Origin of the sequence: Klebsiella sp. DY2415 (genome assembly GCF_026314315.1) — a bacterium.
In the GTDB taxonomy this organism is placed as follows: Bacteria; Pseudomonadota; Gammaproteobacteria; order Enterobacterales; family Enterobacteriaceae; genus Klebsiella; species Klebsiella ornithinolytica.
On sequence record NZ_CP111115.1, the window covers coordinates 3,802,432 to 3,819,356 of the forward strand.

Consider the following 16,925-nt stretch of genomic DNA (forward strand, 5'->3'; position numbering starts at 1 on the left):
CTTATTCCCGATAAATACCAATCGTCGGCGTATCCCCGGCATAGCACCAGGCCCGATACATGCCTTCGCTGTTAAACGGCAGAACCACGTTGCCTTCTCTGTCGATGGCAATCAGGCCGCCGCTGCCGCCGAGCGCCGGCAGTTTTTCCATCACCACCCGCTCACAGGCCTCATACAGGCTGAGATTGCCATACTCCATCAACGCCGCAATATCGTAGGCCGCGAGCGTGCGCATAAACACTTCGCCGGTTCCGGTGCAGGAGACCGCGACGCTGGCGTTATTGGCATAGCAGCCGGCCCCCGGCAACGGGCTGTCACCGACGCGCCCGGGGAGCTTATTGGTCATGCCGCCGGTCGAGGTCGCCGCCGCCAGATTACCGGCCAAATCCCGCGCTACCGCCCCGACGGTCCCCATCTTATGGCGCTCATCGAGCGGCGCGGGGCGATGATCGAGCACGATTTCATCGTCGGCCTGGGCCTGTTGTAGCTGGAGTAAACGCTCGGTGGTCGAAAACAGATGGTTCTCGACCCGTTCCATGCCATGAGAAACGGCAAAGGCTTCCGCCCCTTCACCAATCAGCAGCACGTGCGGGCTTTGTTCCAGCACCAGACGCGCGGCCAACACCGGATTACGCAAATGTTTCACTCCGGCAACCGCCCCGGCCTGCAGCCGGTTGCCGTCCATGAGGCAGGCATCCAGTTCATGGGTTGCATCGCGGGTAAAGACCGATCCGATACCCGCGTTAAACAGCGGACACTCCTCAAGCAGCCGCACCGCTTCCGTCACCGTATCCAGCGCGCTGGCACCTGCCGCCAGCATTTTTTGCCCGCTATCGACGATCGCTGAAAGCGCCGCCACGTATTGTCGTTCACGTTCCGGCGTCAGGGCGGAACGCGTAATCGCCCCCGCCCCGCCATGAATTGCTATCACCGCCTTGCCCATTCAGCGATCCTTTACCGATAAAGTGTCTTGATACATCCTGCAAACCGCTCCTGACAGGCGACGGATAACCCGCTCTTTTCCAGGTGTATTCCCCTGCTGCCCCGCTGTATTCAGGATGATTTTGTGTATAAATATCATTATCGTGCTGACTGTCCTATACAATTTTTGAATATAGAAAGCGCGGAGTGCGGTGTAAACCCTGTACCGTGGTGGCATATAGCCGCCAGCGCTTTTCTGTCATAATAGGTGTTTTCGATGTTTTGCCCGCAGGAGACCCCCATGGATTTTACCGCCGGACTGATGCCGCTCGACACAGCCCTGACTCAGATGCTCAATCGAATTACACCGCTCAGCGCGGTGGAAACCGTCCCGCTGTTGCAGGCCTTTTCGCGCGTAACCGCCCATGATCTCATTTCACCGCTGGACGTCCCGGGTTTTGATAACTCGGCGATGGACGGTTATGCCGTACGCCTGGCCGACCTCGCCGACGGCACGGCGCTGCCGGTGGCGGGTAAAGCGTTCGCCGGACAGCCGTTCCACGATGCCTGGCCTGCCGGAAGCTGTATTCGCATCATGACCGGCGCACCCGTCCCGCCAGGCTGCGACGCGGTGGTGATGCAGGAAGAGACGGAGCAGACCGAAGAGGGCATCCGCTTCATCGCGCCGGTCAAAGCCGGGCAGAACATTCGCCGCCGTGGGGAAGATATCGCCGATGGTGCCGTGGTCTTCCCGGCAGGAACCCCGCTTACCGTCGCCGAACTGCCGGTGCTCGCTTCGCTGGGGATTGCGCAAGTTGCGGTGGTGCGCAAAGTGCGCGTCGCGGTCTTCTCGACCGGGGATGAACTGCAGCTGCCGGGCCAGCCGCTGGGCGACGGGCAAATTTACGATACCAACCGCCTCGCCGTTCACCTGATGCTTGAGCAGCTGGGCTGCGAGGTGATTAACCTTGGCATTATTCCCGACGATCCGGATCGACTGCGCGAGGCGTTTATCGAGGCCGACCGGCAGGCCGATGTAGTCATCAGCTCCGGCGGCGTCTCCGTCGGGGAAGCGGACTACACCAAAGAGATACTCGAAGAGCTGGGTGAAATCGGCTTCTGGAAGCTGGCCATCAAGCCGGGTAAACCTTTTGCCTTCGGAAAACTGAATAACAGCTGGTTCTGCGGCCTGCCAGGTAATCCGGTTTCCGCCACCCTCACCTTCTATCAGCTGGTGCAGCCGCTGCTGGCAAAACTGGGGGGCAACGGCGGCCAGGCGCAGCCGATGCGCCTGCGCGTTCGCGCCGCTACGCGGCTAAAGAAATCACCGGGCCGTCTCGACTTCCAGCGCGGCGTGCTGCGACGCAATCCGGACGGTGAGCTGGTGGTTGAATCGACCGGTCATCAGGGGTCGCACATCTTCAGCTCTTTCAGTCTCGGCAACTGTTTTATCGTTCTCGAACGCGAGCGCGGCGCCGTTGAAGCGGGTGAGTGGGTTGAAGTCGAGCCCTTTAACCATCTGTTCGGGGGGCTGTAATGGCGGTTGAACTGAGCGATGAGGAGATGCTGCGCTACAACCGTCAAATCATCCTGCGCGGTTTCGACTTTGACGGTCAGGAGCAGTTGAAAGCCTCCCGGGTGCTGGTGGTTGGCCTGGGCGGGCTCGGCTGCGCGGCCGCGCAGTATCTGGCGGCGGCGGGCATCGGTCAGCTCACGCTGCTGGATTTCGACACCGTGTCGCTCTCCAATCTGCAGCGTCAGACGCTGCACAGCGATGCGACCCTCGGCCAACCGAAGGTCGACTCCGCGCGCGACGCGCTGGCACGCATCAACCCGCACGTTCAGCTCACGACGCTGAATGCGGTGCTGAAAGAGGAAGCCTTGCGGGCGCAGATCGCCGCCCACGATCTGGTGCTCGACTGTACCGATAACGTCGCTATCCGCAACCAGCTTAACGCGGGCTGTTTCCGGCACAAAACGCCGCTGGTTTCCGGCGCGGCGATTCGCATGGAAGGTCAGATCAGCGTTTTTACCTGGCAGGAGGGTGAGCCGTGCTATCGCTGTCTGAGCCGTCTTTTCGGCGACAACGCCCTCACCTGCGTTGAGGCGGGCGTGATGGCGCCGCTGGTGGGTGTCATCGGCGCGTTACAGGCGATGGAAGCGATTAAAGTGCTCAGCCGCTACGGCACGCCGGCGGCAGGCAAAATCGTCATGTACGACGCAATGACCTGTCAGTTTCGTGAGATGAAGCTGCCGCGTAATCCGCAGTGCGAGGTATGCGCAAGCCACTAACCCCCCACCGGCGGCGACCGTCGCCGGATAATCTGTGACCCGCTACACCTTTCCCTCTTCTCCCCGATCGTATCCGTTCTGCTTGTTGATTTGCATCAATGTAACTTTCATTCGAAAGTAATTTAATCTTCATATGCAAAGAGAGGGCTCAACATGATCTTCAACATTCAGCGCTATTCAACCCACGACGGCCCGGGGATTCGCACCGTCGTATTCCTTAAAGGCTGCTCGCTGGGTTGCCGCTGGTGTCAGAATCCGGAAAGTCGTTCCCGCACCGCGGATCTGCTGTATGACGCTCGTCTGTGTCTCGACGGCTGCGATTTGTGCCAGCAGGTGGCGCCGGAGGTGATAACCCGCAAGCTGGATGGCCTGATTATCCATCGTGAAAAGCTCACCGACGACCACTATGCGCGGCTGCGCGAATGCTGTCCGACCACCGCACTCACCGTCTGCGGCGAAGAGAAGCCTGTGGAGGAGATTATGGCCACGGTACTGCGGGATAAACCATTCTACGATCGCAGCGGCGGCGGAGTTACCCTCTCAGGCGGTGAGCCGTTTATGAATCCTGAGCTGGCGCAGCAGCTGTTTCAGGCCAGTCATGAAGCCGGTATTCACACCGCCGTCGAAACCTGTCTGCACGTGCCGTGGAAATATGTTGCGCCTTCGCTGCCGTGGGTAGATCTGTTTCTCGCCGACCTTAAGCACGTGAACGAAGCGATTTTCAACCAATGGACGGACGGCAGCGCTCGCCGGGTGCTGGATAACCTGCAACGCGTTGCGCAGGCCGGGAAAAAAATTATCATCCGCGTCCCGCTGATTCAGGGATTTAATGCCGATGAAGCCGCCATTACCGCCATCACCGATTTTGCCGCCGACCGTCTGAAGGTCGAGGAGATTCACTTCCTGCCGTACCACACGCTGGGAATGAACAAATATCAGTTACTCAGTCAGCCCTATACCGCTCCGGACAAACCGCTTGCTGCACCCGAGCTGCTCGCCTTCGCGCAGCACTATGCTCAGAGCAAAGGTTTAACGGCTACTTTACGAGGATAAACTCATGACTACCCTGAAACTGGATACGCTGAGCGCTCGCATTCAGGCGCATAAAATGGCGCTGGTTCATATCGTTAAGCCGCCGGTATGCACCGAGCGCGCGCAGCATTACACCGCCGCTTATCAACAGCATCTGGATAAGCCGATCCCGGTACGTCGCGCGCTGGCGCTGGCCCATCACCTGGCGGAGCGGACTATCTGGATCAAACACGACGAGCTGATCGTCGGCAACCAGGCAAGCGAAGTCCGCGCCGCGCCGATCTTCCCGGAATATACCGTCAGCTGGATTGAAAAAGAGATCGATGATCTGGCCGATCGTCCGGGAGCCGGTTTCGCCGTCAGCGAAGAGAACAAGCGGGTGCTGCATGAGATCTGCCCGTGGTGGCGTGGACAGACCGTTCAGGATCGCTGCTACGGGATGTTTACCAATGAACAAAAAGCGCTGCTGGCCACCGGCATTATTAAAGCGGAAGGCAATATGACCTCCGGCGACGCCCACCTGGCGGTCAACTATCCGCTGCTGCTGGAAAAAGGCCTCGACGGCATGCGCGCCAAAGTAGCCGAACGCCGTTCACGCATCAACCTTACGGTGCTGGAAGATTTGCACGGTGAGCAGTTCCTCAAAGCCATTGATATCGTGCTGGAAGCGGTGAGCGAACACTGCCAACGCTTTGCCGAACTGGCCCGTACCATGGCTGCCGCCGAGACACGCGAAACGCGCCGGGACGAGCTGCTGGCCATCGCCGAAAACTGCGACCTCATCGCCCATGAACCGCCAAAAACGTTCTGGCAGGCGCTGCAGCTGTGCTACTTCATCCAGTTGATTTTGCAAATTGAATCCAACGGCCACTCGGTTTCCTTCGGCCGTATGGACCAGTACCTCTATCCATACTACCGTCGCGACGTCGAGCTGCAGCAATCGCTGGCGCGTGAACAAGCGATTGAACTGCTGCATAGCTGCTGGCTGAAGCTGCTGGAAGTGAACAAAATCCGCTCCGGCTCGCACTCGAAAGCCTCCGCAGGCAGCCCGCTATATCAGAACGTGACGATCGGCGGCCAGAACCTGGTGGACGGCAACGCGCAGGATGCGGTGAATCCGCTCTCCTATGCGATTCTCGAATCCTGCGGCCGTCTGCGCTCCACCCAGCCGAACCTCAGCGTGCGCTACCACGCCGGTATGAGTAATGACTTCCTTGACGCCTGCGTACAGGTCATTCGCTGCGGCTTCGGGATGCCGGCGTTTAATAACGACGAAATCGTTATTCCGGAATTCATCAAACTCGGTATCGAACCGCAGGATGCCTACGACTACGCGGCCATCGGCTGCATCGAAACCGCCGTCGGCGGCAAGTGGGGCTATCGCTGTACCGGGATGAGCTTTATCAACTTCGCCCGCGTAATGCTCGCCACCCTGGAAGGTGGCCGCGATGCTACCAGCGGTCAGGTGTTCCTGCCGCAGGAACACGCGCTGTCGAAAGGCAACTTCACCCGCTTCGAGCAGGTGCTGGAAGACTGGGATACCCAGATTCGCTACTACACGCGTAAATCGATCGAGATTGAGTACGTCGTCGATACCATGCTGGAAGAGAACGTCCATGACATTCTGTGCTCGGCGCTGGTGGATGACTGCATCGAGCGGGCGAAGAGCATTAAACAAGGCGGCGCCAAATACGATTGGGTATCCGGACTGCAGGTCGGGATCGCCAACCTCGGCAACAGCCTGGTCGCCGTGAAAAAGCTGGTGTTTGAGCAGGGGGCAATCGGTCAGCAGCAGCTGGCGAAAGCGCTGGCGGAAGACTTTGAAGGCCTGACCCACGAGCAGTTGCGTCAGCGTTTAATCAACGGCGCACCGAAGTATGGTAACGATGATGACAGCGTGGATACCCTGCTGGCGCGCGCGTACCAGACCTATATCGATGAGCTGAAGCAGTACCACAACCCGCGCTACGGCCGCGGTCCAATCGGCGGTAACTACTACGCCGGTACCTCGTCCATCTCTGCTAACGTGCCGTTTGGCGCCCAGACCATGGCCACGCCGGACGGACGTAAAGCGCACTCACCGCTGGCGGAAGGTGCCAGCCCGGCTTCCGGGACTGACCATCTGGGGCCAACGGCGGTCATCAGCTCCGTCGGCAAACTGCCGACCGGTTCGATTCTCGGAGGCGTGCTGCTAAACCAGAAGCTGAACCCGGCGACGCTGGAGAACGAGTCCGATAAGCAGAAACTGATGGTGCTGCTGCGTACCTTCTTCGAAGTGCATAAAGGCTGGCATATTCAGTACAACATCGTGTCGCGGGAGACGCTGCTGGAAGCGAAGAAGCACCCTGACCAGTATCGTGATTTAGTGGTCCGCGTGGCGGGATACTCGGCGTTCTTTACCGCCCTGTCGCCGGATGCCCAGGACGATATCATCGCCCGTACCGAGCATACGCTGTAAGTAAAAGCCCCGGCTGGCGCTGCGCTGAGCCGGGCTACGGATTCACGGCCATTTGCTGGCTGGTAGCCCGGGTCAGACGTGAGCGCCGCAACCCGGAGACGAGTTCATTGCCCGTACCGGGCCTACGCTGTAAGAAAAGCCCCAGCTGGCGCTGCGCTGAGCCGGGCTACGGATTCACGGCCATTTGCGCGCCAGTAGCCCGGGTCAGACGTGAGCGCCGCAACCCGGGGATTTTCTCCCGTACATTGTCAGCCGCTAGCGGAGTCAACCCACCTATCTGGAGCGCAACGAGGCGGATGAAGTTTCATTCGAAATAAATTTGTGCTTCAGGTCACATTGTAATTAGAATGTTACTGGTCGAAGTTAGCCAGGAGCATTTGTTATGACCGTTAAAGTTATCGTCACCGATATGGACGGAACTTTTCTCAATGACGCCAAGCAGTACGATCGCCCGCGTTTTCTCGCGCAGTTCGCGCAACTTCAGCAGCAGGGTATTGAATTTGTTGTCGCCAGCGGCAACCAGTACTATCAGCTGATCTCTTTTTTCCCGGAAATTCGCGAGCAGATCTCTTTTGTCGCCGAGAACGGTGCGCTGGTGTACGAACACGGCCAACAGCTGTTCCACGGCGAGCTGACCCGCCATGAATCCCAGGTGGTGATTGGCGAGCTGCTGAAAGACCGCCAGCTGAACTTCGTCGCCTGCGGTCTGGAGAGCGCCTACGTCAGCGACAACGCCCCCGACGCGTTCGTCGCCCTGATGTCAAAACACTATCATCGCCTGCAGCGAATCAGCGATTATCAGAACATTAACGACACCCTGTTCAAATTCTCGCTCAATCTGCCGGATAGCGATATCCCGCAGCTTATCGATAAACTGCACGTTTCACTCGATGGCATCATGAAGCCCGTGACCAGCGGTTTCGGCTTCGTTGATTTAATTATTCCCGGGCTGCACAAAGCGAACGGCATCAGCCGCCTGCTCAAACGCTGGCAGCTCTCGCCGCAGGAGTGCGTCGCCATCGGCGACAGCGGCAACGATGCGGAAATGCTGAAGCTGGTGAAATACGCATTCGCCATGGGCAACGCCGCTGAAAGCATCAAAGCTATCGCCGATTACACGACTGACGACAACAACCATCACGGCGCGCTGAAGGTCATTCAGGCCGTTCTCGATAAGACGCCTCCCTTCTCCTGCTGACCGCTGACCGGGGCCCCTGCCCCGGTTTTTTCCATTTTGTGCACCTCCTCTAAATTTTAAACTTGCATTAACTTTAATTTAACTTAAATTAACGTTTGTAAGATTTAATACTTTCGAATGAAAGCTGAAAGCTGAGTGAGGTCACCATGGCTGCTATCTACACCCACGAAACATTACCCGCCGACCACAAAGCGGCGATTCGCCAAATGAAACAGCATCTGCGCGCGCAAATCGGCGATGTGCAGGCGGTATTCGATCGCCTCAGCGCAAAGATTAGCGCCCGCCTGGAAGAGATTGAGGCGTTGAAAGCCCGCGGCGAGGATGTCTGGCCGGTGATCCCGTTCAGCGATATCGCGCAAGGGAAAGTCAGCGACGCCCAGCGCGAGGCCATTAAGCGCCGCGGCTGTGCGGTGATCAAAGGTCACTTCTCGCGCGAACGAGCGCTGGCCTGGGATAACGCGATGCTTGAATATCTCGATCGCAACCATTTCGACGATGTCTACAAAGGCCCTGGCGACACCTTCTTCGGCTCACTTGACGCTTCGCGCCCGGAGATTTACCCGATTTACTGGTCACAGGCACAGATGCAGGCGCGTCAGAGCGATGAGATGGCCGCCGTGCAGTCTTTCCTTAACCGCCTGTGGACCTTTAACCATGACGGCAAGCAGTGGTTCGACCCGGACGTGAGCGTTATCTATCCGGATCGCATCCGCCGTCGCCCGCCGGGAACCACCTCGAAAGGGTTGGGCGCACACACCGATTCCGGCGCGCTGGAGCGCTGGCTGCTGCCGGCCTATCAGCGCGTCTTTGCCAACGTCTTCAACGGCAATCTTGATGCCTATGACCCGTGGAATGCGGCGCACCGTACTGAAGTCGAAGAGTACACCGTCGACAACACCACCAAGTGCTCCGTCTTCCGGACTTTCCAGGGCTGGACCGCGCTCTCGGATATGATTCCCGATCAGGGGCTGCTGCACGTAGTGCCGATTCCGGAGGCGATGGCGTATATCCTGTTGCGCCCGCTGCTGGACGATGTGCCGGACGATGAGCTGTGCGGCGTGGCGCCGGGGAAAGTACTGCCGGTTTCCGAGAAATGGCATCCGCTGCTGATCAAAGCGCTCAGCTCTATCCCGGCGCTCAATGCCGGCGATTCGGTATGGTGGCACTGCGATGTGATTCATTCGGTGGCGCCGGTGGAAAACCAGCAGGGCTGGGGCAATGTGATGTACATTCCCGCCGCCCCGATGTGCGAGAAAAACCTCGCCTACGCGCAGAAGGTCAAGCTGGCGTTGGAAAACGGCGCTTCGCCGGGGGACTTCCCCCGTGAAGACTATGAGGCCGACTGGCAGGAGCGTTTTACCCTGGACGATCTCAATATTCATGGTAAACGGGCGCTGGGTATCGCCGTCTAGTCGTCGTAGAGCCCTGCCTGCACAACCGTGGTAAGGCGGTTACCGGAACGTATCCGCCTTACCGAATCCCGTACCACCAGCGTGCCGTGCAGCAGCAGCGAGCCGCGCGGCGCATCCGGGCGAATCAACCGCTGCTGAAGCAGATGTACCGCTTCCGTACCCAGCTCGTCACGCGGGACGTGAACGGCGGTCAGCGGCACATCCTGAATGGCGGCCAGATTGAAACCGTCGATACTCATCACCGAAATATCCTGCGGCACCCGCAGCCCGCGCTTTTGCAGCGCACTCACCGTCCCGGCGACCATAAAATCTCCGCCGACCAAAAATGCCGTTGGCAGCGATTTGCCTGCCCGCGCGTCGAGCCATTCGCCTACCCGCTCTTCGCTGTCCCTGGCGCTAAAGCTGGCGACCGTAAGCAGGTCACGCCCATCGGTAAAATGCAGGTTGCGCATCCGCCAGGCCTCTTTGATACCTGCCAGCCGCAGGTCCATCGTGTAACGCCGCAGGCACATGACATTCAGCACCGCCCGATGGCCCATATCAAACAGATACTGCGCGGCAAACTGGCCAATCAGCCGGTGATCCGGCGCAATGGAAGAGAGGCGCATCGCTTCGTCGCGGCAGTTGATCAGCACGCAGGGTTTCGCCAGATCTACCGCCAGATCGTGAATATGCGGATCGTCAATGCCCAGCAGGATCGCCGCTTCGGTTTCCGGTTCGTTCATGCGGGCCAGGAACTGATTGGCATCGCTGTCATTCTCTTCCAGCGCGCAGGTTCGCAGGCGCACCTCATGAGCAGCCAGCGCATGGTGGATACTTTGAATGACCCGGTAGTAATAGATATCAGAACGCTCATCAAACGCCCGCTGCGGCGCAAAGACGACCAGGCTGTTGAGCAGCATACGCCCGGCGGCAATGCCTTCCAGCACCCCCATGTCGCGCGCGCACGTCAGAACGGCCCGCCGGGCCTTGTCACTGGTGTTCGCTTTTCCTGCCAGCACTCTGGAAACCGTGCTCGCCGACATCCCCGTCCGGCTGGCGATCTCGGCTATTTTGAGCTTTTTATCCATTTTGTGATCCAGCTCCATCTTCAAAATGAAAGAATTTTCATCATCGACAAAGCCAGATTATCAAGTAAATGTTTGCCTCTTCAGTGAGCATTTCATCATCTTATGAAAAAACTTTCATAAATAACGCTACTGCCCGCCGATTTTCTCGCCTAACCTGAATTGGTCCGATAGCTTCCATACTAGTTACCCGGATATAAGAAGAAATAAAACAATATTATTCAAACTATTACAGGAACCGGTATGACAACTCGTGGTGCGAGTCGCTCATTACCCTACATTAAAAAAACCTCGTGGAGAGTTCTATGAGTCAAGGCCTCAACAACGATATCGCCGCCAGCAAATCCCGGCGGGTGATAAAAAATTTACGCTGGTGGATGCTGGTCCTTTTTTTGCTCGGCGTTACCGTCAACTACATCACACGTAACTCTCTGGGGATTATCGCCCCGGAGCTGAAGGTCTCGCTCGGCATCACCACCGAACAGTATTCGTGGATTGTCGGCGCTTTTCAGTTGGCCTACACCCTTTTCCAGCCGCTGTGCGGCTGGCTTATCGACGTCATCGGCCTGAAGCTCGGCTTTATGATTTGCGCCACCCTGTGGGCCGTTGCCTGTATCGCTCATGCCGGTGCCGGTAGCTGGCTGCACCTGGCCATCCTGCGCTTCTTTATGGGCGGTGCGGAAGCCGCCGCCACGCCGGCAAACGCCAAAACTATCGGCGAATGGTTCCCGAAATCGGAACGTCCAATCGCCGCCGGTTGGGCCGGCGTCGGCTTCTCGATTGGCGCGATGCTGGCGCCGCCGATTATCTACTTCGCCCACGCCTCTTTCGGCTGGCAGGGCGCGTTCATGTTCACCGGCGTGCTGGCGCTGCTGTGGGTCGTGCTGTGGTGGGCGCTTTATCACAACCCTGAAAAACACCCGAACCTCGACAAAAGCGAGCTGGCGTTCATTCGTCAGGACAATGAGCCGCCGGCCGTTAAGCTGCCGTTCTTCACCGCGTTAAAAACCGTCTCGAAAAACAAGCGTTTTTACGGTATCGCGATTCCGGCGTTCATGGCCGAACCGGCCTGGGCCGTGCTGAGCTTTTGGGTCCCGCTGTACCTTGCTAAAGAGCACGGCATGGATCTGAAACAGATTGCCATGTTCGCCTGGCTGCCGTTTCTTGCCGCCGACCTCGGTAGCGTCGTCAGCGGCTATCTGACCAGACTGTATACCCGCTGGTTCGGCTATACCCGGGTTAACGCCGTCGTCGCCAGTTCGGTGACCGGCGCCTTTTTGATGATTTCGCTGGCCCTCGTTGCCATTACCCGCGACCCCTATATCACCATCGTGCTGATCTCCATCGGCGGCTTCGGCCACCAGATCATCTCCTGCATGCTGAGCGCGCTGGTGGTGGAGTCGTTTGATAAAGGCCAGATGGCAACCGTCAACGGGATGCGCGGTTCCGCGGCCTGGATTGCCAGCTTCCTGTTCTCGCTATTAATCGGGGTAACTGCCGACAAAATTGGCTTCAACCCGCTGTTTATTGCCATGGGGTTCTTTGACCTGATTGGCGCCATCTTCCTGGTGGCATTTATTGCTGAACGTCGCGCCAAACGCGCCTGAGAGTGGATACAAAGATGAAAACGCTGAAACACTGGACATTGCACCAACGGTTGGCTCATCACGTTGAGTTAACTATCGACGGGCAGCACACGCTGTGCCTGTATGTACTGGAGGAGAACCTGTTCCGCGTCCTGCTAAAGCGCAAAGGTCAGCTGGCGCTGGACCGTACCTGGAGCATTGCACCGCAGCAGGACGTGCCGTGGGAAGGACGTCCTCGCGAGGATCTGAGCGGCTTTAGTCTGCCCGCGTGGACGCTTGAACAACGCGCTGACAGCCTGACGGTCGCCACCGGGCAGCTGCGCGTCACCGTTCACCAGCCGCTGTGGCTGGAATGGAGCTATCGTCATGACGACGGCGAATGGCTCCCGCTGGTCAATGACCGCCCCACCAGCGCCTATCTGCTCAACGCCCACGGCGACGGCGCGGCACACTATCTGAGCCGCCGCAAGGATGAACGATTCTATGGCCTTGGCGAGAAGGCCGGCGATCTTCAGCGCAACGGTAAACGCTATGAAATGCGTAATCTCGATGCGATGGGCTATAACGCCGTCAGTACCGACCCGCTGTACAAGCATATCCCCTTTACCCTCACCCAGCGTAGCGACATCAGCTACGGCCTGTTCTACGATAACCTGAGCAGCAGCTGGCTGGATCTGGGCAATGAAATTGATAACTACCACACCGCCTATCGCCGCTGGCAGGCGGAAGCGGGCGATATCGATTACTACCTGTTCACCGGCCGACGGGCGCTGGACGTCACCAAAGCGTTTGTTCGCCTGACCGGCAAAACGCTGTTCGGGCCGAAGTGGAGTCTCGGCTACAGCGGCTCCACCATGCATTACACCGACGCGCCGGATGCGCAAAATCAGCTGATGAACTTTATCCGTCTGTGTGAAGCGCATGCGATTCCCTGCGACTCTTTTCAGCTCTCTTCCGGCTACACCTCGATCAACGGCAAGCGCTACGTGTTTAACTGGAACTACGACAAGGTACCGCAGCCGAAAGTGATGAGTCAGCGCTTCCATGACGCCGGCATCAAGCTGGCGGCCAATATTAAACCCTGTCTGCTGCAGGACCATCCGCGCTATAGCGAAGTGGCGGAAAAGGGGTTATTTATTCGCGACTCGGAGACCGACGCACCGGAACGTTCCAGCTTCTGGGATGACGAAGGATCGCACCTCGACTTCACGAATCCCCAAACCGTCGCCTGGTGGCAGGACGGCGTTACCCGCCAGCTGCTGGAGATGGGCATCGATTCCACCTGGAATGATAATAACGAATTTGAAGTCTGGGATGGCGAGGCCCGCTGTCACGGCTTTGGCCAGAACATCGCCATCAAGCATATTCGCCCGGTGATGCCGCTGCTGATGATGCGCGCCTCAATGGAAGCCCAGCAGCGTTTCGCGCCACACAAGCGACCGTATCTGATCTCCCGTTCCGGCTGCGCCGGAATGCAGCGCTATGTCCAGACCTGGAGCGGCGACAACCGTACCAGCTGGGAGACCCTGCGCTATAACACCCGCATGGGGCTGGGGATGAGTTTATCCGGCTTATATAACGTGGGCCACGACGTCGGCGGTTTTTCCGGTGATAAACCGGATGCCGAGCTGTTCGTACGTTGGGTGCAGAATGGCGTGATGCACCCGCGCTTTACCATTCATTCATGGAACGATGACCAGACGGTCAACGAGGCGTGGATGTATCCGGGCGTGACCCCGGCGATTCGCAGCGCGATTGAACTGCGCTATCGTCTGCTGCCCTATCTGTATACGCTCCTGTGGCAGGCCCACGCTGACGATGAGCCAATGTTGCGACCGACGTTCCTCGATCATGAGCACGATCCGCAAACCTTTGTAGAGTGCGATGATTTCCTGCTGGGGCGCGATCTGCTGGTCGCCAGCGTCGTCGAACCGGACCAGCGTCAACGCCGGGTGTGGCTGCCGGAAAACTGCTCCGGCTGGTACGATTTTTATAGCGGGGAGTGGTTCTCCGGCGGCCAGTGGATAACGCGAGATGCGCCGCTGGAACATCTGCCGCTGCTGGTCCGCGCCGGAGCCGGCCTGCCGCTCAGCGAACGCATCACCCACGTCAGCGCGACAAAAGACGATCGGCGCGAGCTGAAGCTATACCCGCTAAAAGGCGTGGGGTCGTCGCAGGGTCTGCTGTTTGAGGACGATGGCGAAAGCTGGGGCTATAAAGAGGATGATGCGCTGTGGCTGACGTGGGAGATGGCCTGCGACGCCAGCACCATCCGCCTGCAGCTAACCCATCGCGGCCGTTATTGCCCGGCCTGGCATGCGCTGAAAGTGACTTTACCCGCCGGTGAAAAGCGCAAGCTGCTGATAAATGGTGAAGAAGCCGGAGAATGGCGTCTGAAGTAGTCCCGGAGCCCTTCCCTGTCGGGAAGGGCCGCTAATTGATGTCCAGCTGTAACTAACTACGCCATAACTGTAAGGCGGCGTGGCGTTTTTGAGGCGTCGGTTATACCGTAAGAGTGCCCCTTCTCTGGATCCGGACCTCTGACGATGAAACTACCGAGCGCTCTTATTGTCTGGCTGATGTTATGTTCCACCAGCGCACTGGCATTTCAGGAAAAACCCTCTCCTGAAATGCCGCTGCCCTCCGCCGCGGCCAAAACCACCGCCATCAGCCGCTTTGCCGCTGATGAAAACGATGCGGCGATCGCCCAGGCCTATAGCCCCGGGACATTTACCGGTACCGCGCCAACCTCCCGCGGTTTCCCGGCCCCTGCCGCCGCCGTCCATCACCACTAACTTGCCCTGCCTCTTCGGTTGGTGCCGGGCGGCCGCTGTCGCGAACCTGTCCGGCTCATCAGGTCGTACCGCCGGGCGGCCGTCCCCCTCAAACCGCAGCAATCAGAAAACCAATCAGCACGCAGTAAAGCACCAGGCTCAGCAAAGTCAGAACAATAATCATTGCACGCTACCCCGTTCAGATTCAGAGAAGACGGGGTTCAGCCACGCAATCACTCAGCGAAAACGCGCTCATGGCCCCCTCCTGCAACAGATAATTCAGCGGCTATTTATTCACAGTATTGTGCAGGAAAGATGAGTAAATTAAGGGGTCTGAATGCAGGGCGGATTGCAGCGGAGAGATTCAGCGCAGGATGGCGCTGAACAACGTTATCCCGGCACGCAGGCGCGCCGGGAACGCAGACACTTAGTTATCGATACCTTTGCTACGCAGGTAATCTTCGTAGTTACCGCTGAAGTCGATCACGCGCTCCGGCGTAATTTCGATCACGCGGGTTGCCAGAGAGCTGACGAACTCGCGGTCGTGGGAAACGAAGATCAGGGTTCCCTGATACATCTCCAGCGCCATGTTCAGCGATTCGATCGATTCCATATCCAGGTGGTTAGTCGGTTCATCCATGACCAGGATGTTCGGCTTTTGCATCATCAGCTTACCGAACAGCATGCGGCCTTTTTCACCACCGGACAGCACTTTAGCGGGCTTTTTGATATCGTCCTGGCTGAACAGCAGACGACCGAGGATGCTGCGCACCGCCTGCTCGTCATCGCCGTCCTGCTTCCACTGGCTCATCCAGTCGAAGACGGTCAGATCGTTTTCAAATTCGTACTCGTGATCCTGCGCATAGTAGCCAATCTGCGCATTTTCAGACCATTTTACGCTGCCGCTGGTCGGTTCCAGCTCACCCACCAGGGTTTTCAGCAACGTGGATTTACCCACGCCGTTGGTCCCCAGCACGGCAAGCTTCTCACCCACTTCCAGCAGAAGATTGACGCCTTTGAACAGCGGACCATTGTCAAAACCTTTCGCCAGCGCTTCCACTTCCAGCGCATTACGGAACAGCTTCTTATCCTGTTCAAAACGGATGAACGGGTTCTGACGGCTGGACGCTTTTACTTCATCCAGCTTAATTTTGTCAATCTGGCGGGCGCGGGAAGTCGCCTGGCGAGATTTTGAGGCGTTCGCGCTAAAGCGGCTGACGAAGGATTGCAGGTCGGCAATTTGCGCCTTTTTCTTGGCGTTGTCGGCCAGCAGGCGTTCGCGAGCCTGGGTCGCGGCGGTCATATACTCGTCGTAGTTACCAGCATAAACGCGCAGTTCGCCGTAGTCGAGATCGGCCATATGGGTGCAGACCATGTTCAGGAAGTGACGGTCGTGCGAAATGATAATCATGGTACTGTCACGTTCGTTCAGCACCTGCTCCAGCCAGCGAATGGTGTCGATGTCCAGGTTGTTCGTCGGTTCATCGAGCAGCAGGATATCCGGGTTCGAAAACAGCGCCTGCGCCAACAGTACACGCAGCTTCCAGCCTGGCGCCACTTCGCTCATCGGGCCGTAATGCTGTTCAACCGGGATCCCGACGCCGAGCAGCAGTTCACCGGCGCGCGCTTCGGCAGAATAGCCGTCCATCTCACCGTAAGTGACTTCGAGGTCGGCCACTTTATAGCCGTCTTCTTCGCTCATTTCCGCCAGAGAATAGATGCGATCGCGCTCCTGCTTCACTTCCCACAGCTCGCCGTGGCCCATAATGACCGTATCCAGCACGGTGAACTCTTCAAAGGCGAACTGATCCTGACGCAGTTTACCGATACGTTCGTTCGGATCGAGAGAGACGTTACCCAACGTCGGCTCAAGATCGCCGCCGAGGATCTTCATAAAGGTGGATTTACCGCTACCGTTGGCGCCAATCAGGCCGTAACGGTTGCCGCCGCCAAATTTGACGGAGATGTTTTCGAACAGCGGCTTACTGCCAAACTGCATGGTGACGTTGCTGGATACTAGCACGGGGTTATCCTGAAAAAAGAGAATGAGAAGTGTGATACATCGGGCATTATGCCAGCAAAGCCATCACTTTTCACGGTTTGCAATAAAATCGCAGGCAGCGCCTGTGGTACGGTCTCTCTCATATTGCGCGATTCATTTAACCGATACATGATTTTTTCCCTT

Annotated in this window: 12 protein-coding genes; 9 read left to right on the plus strand and 3 right to left on the minus strand. The window is 58.0% G+C overall.

Going from position 1 to position 16,925, the window contains the following annotated elements:
* Nucleotide 1 precedes the first annotated feature (1 nt).
* Nucleotides 2-943 carry a beta-aspartyl-peptidase gene (iaaA, locus tag OQV00_RS18140; protein WP_004859879.1) on the minus strand — a complete coding sequence of 314 codons (942 nt, stop codon included), beginning with the start codon at nt 941-943 and terminating at the stop codon, nt 2-4.
* Nucleotides 944-1,222: 279 nt separating this feature from the next.
* Here iaaA and moeA point away from each other — a divergent pair, with 279 nt between their 5' ends.
* The 6 genes from moeA (at nt 1,223) to OQV00_RS18170 (ending at nt 9,313) form a co-directional block, all read left to right on the plus strand.
* On the plus strand, nt 1,223-2,458 hold the full coding sequence (gene moeA / locus OQV00_RS18145) for a molybdopterin molybdotransferase MoeA (RefSeq protein ID WP_064359920.1): 1,236 nt from the start codon (nt 1,223-1,225) through the stop codon (nt 2,456-2,458).
* Nucleotides 2,458-3,213 (plus strand): molybdopterin-synthase adenylyltransferase MoeB, encoded by a 756-nt coding sequence (moeB, locus tag OQV00_RS18150; protein ID WP_266279189.1) that lies wholly within the window; start codon nt 2,458-2,460, stop codon nt 3,211-3,213. The genes moeA and moeB overlap by 1 nt, the downstream gene beginning before the upstream one ends.
* A gap of 153 nt (nt 3,214-3,366) precedes the next feature.
* On the plus strand, nt 3,367-4,266 hold the full coding sequence (locus tag OQV00_RS18155; protein WP_088884093.1) for a glycyl-radical enzyme activating protein: 900 nt from the start codon (nt 3,367-3,369) through the stop codon (nt 4,264-4,266).
* Between the two features lie 4 nt (nt 4,267-4,270).
* Complete coding sequence (locus OQV00_RS18160; protein ID WP_266279191.1) at nt 4,271-6,703, plus strand: formate C-acetyltransferase/glycerol dehydratase family glycyl radical enzyme; 2,433 nt, start codon at nt 4,271-4,273, stop codon at nt 6,701-6,703.
* 382 nt (nt 6,704-7,085) lie between these two features.
* Entirely contained in the window at nt 7,086-7,901 is an 816-nt protein-coding gene (locus OQV00_RS18165) for a Cof-type HAD-IIB family hydrolase (protein ID WP_044348295.1), read from the plus strand.
* Nucleotides 7,902-8,047: 146 nt separating this feature from the next.
* Nucleotides 8,048-9,313, plus strand: coding sequence for a DUF1479 domain-containing protein (locus OQV00_RS18170; RefSeq protein ID WP_064359918.1), 1,266 nt, complete (start codon nt 8,048-8,050; stop codon nt 9,311-9,313).
* On the opposite strand, the gene OQV00_RS18175 is transcribed toward OQV00_RS18170, so the two are convergent.
* Nucleotides 9,310-10,401: a LacI family DNA-binding transcriptional regulator gene (locus OQV00_RS18175; RefSeq protein WP_162098176.1), complete on the minus strand. Its 1,092-nt coding sequence runs from the start codon at nt 10,399-10,401 to the stop codon at nt 9,310-9,312. The genes OQV00_RS18170 and OQV00_RS18175 overlap by 4 nt on opposite strands.
* 284 nt (nt 10,402-10,685) lie before the next feature.
* Between OQV00_RS18175 and OQV00_RS18180 the strand changes: the two genes are divergently transcribed.
* From OQV00_RS18180 to OQV00_RS18190, 3 genes are all read left to right on the plus strand, one after another.
* Complete coding sequence (locus OQV00_RS18180; protein ID WP_015584831.1) at nt 10,686-11,987, plus strand: MFS transporter; 1,302 nt, start codon at nt 10,686-10,688, stop codon at nt 11,985-11,987.
* A gap of 14 nt (nt 11,988-12,001) precedes the next feature.
* Nucleotides 12,002-14,368 carry a glycoside hydrolase family 31 protein gene (locus OQV00_RS18185; RefSeq protein ID WP_266279193.1) on the plus strand — a complete coding sequence of 789 codons (2,367 nt, stop codon included), beginning with the start codon at nt 12,002-12,004 and terminating at the stop codon, nt 14,366-14,368.
* 144 nt (nt 14,369-14,512) lie between these two features.
* Entirely contained in the window at nt 14,513-14,761 is a 249-nt protein-coding gene (locus tag OQV00_RS18190; RefSeq protein ID WP_071359255.1) for a hypothetical protein, read from the plus strand.
* A 406-nt stretch (nt 14,762-15,167) separates the two neighbouring features.
* Here OQV00_RS18190 and OQV00_RS18195 read toward each other — a convergent pair whose 3' ends face one another.
* A complete protein-coding gene (locus tag OQV00_RS18195) occupies nt 15,168-16,763 on the minus strand; it encodes an ABC-F family ATPase (protein WP_004859854.1) in 1,596 nt (531 codons plus the stop codon).
* Nucleotides 16,764-16,925: the final 162 nt, after the last annotated feature.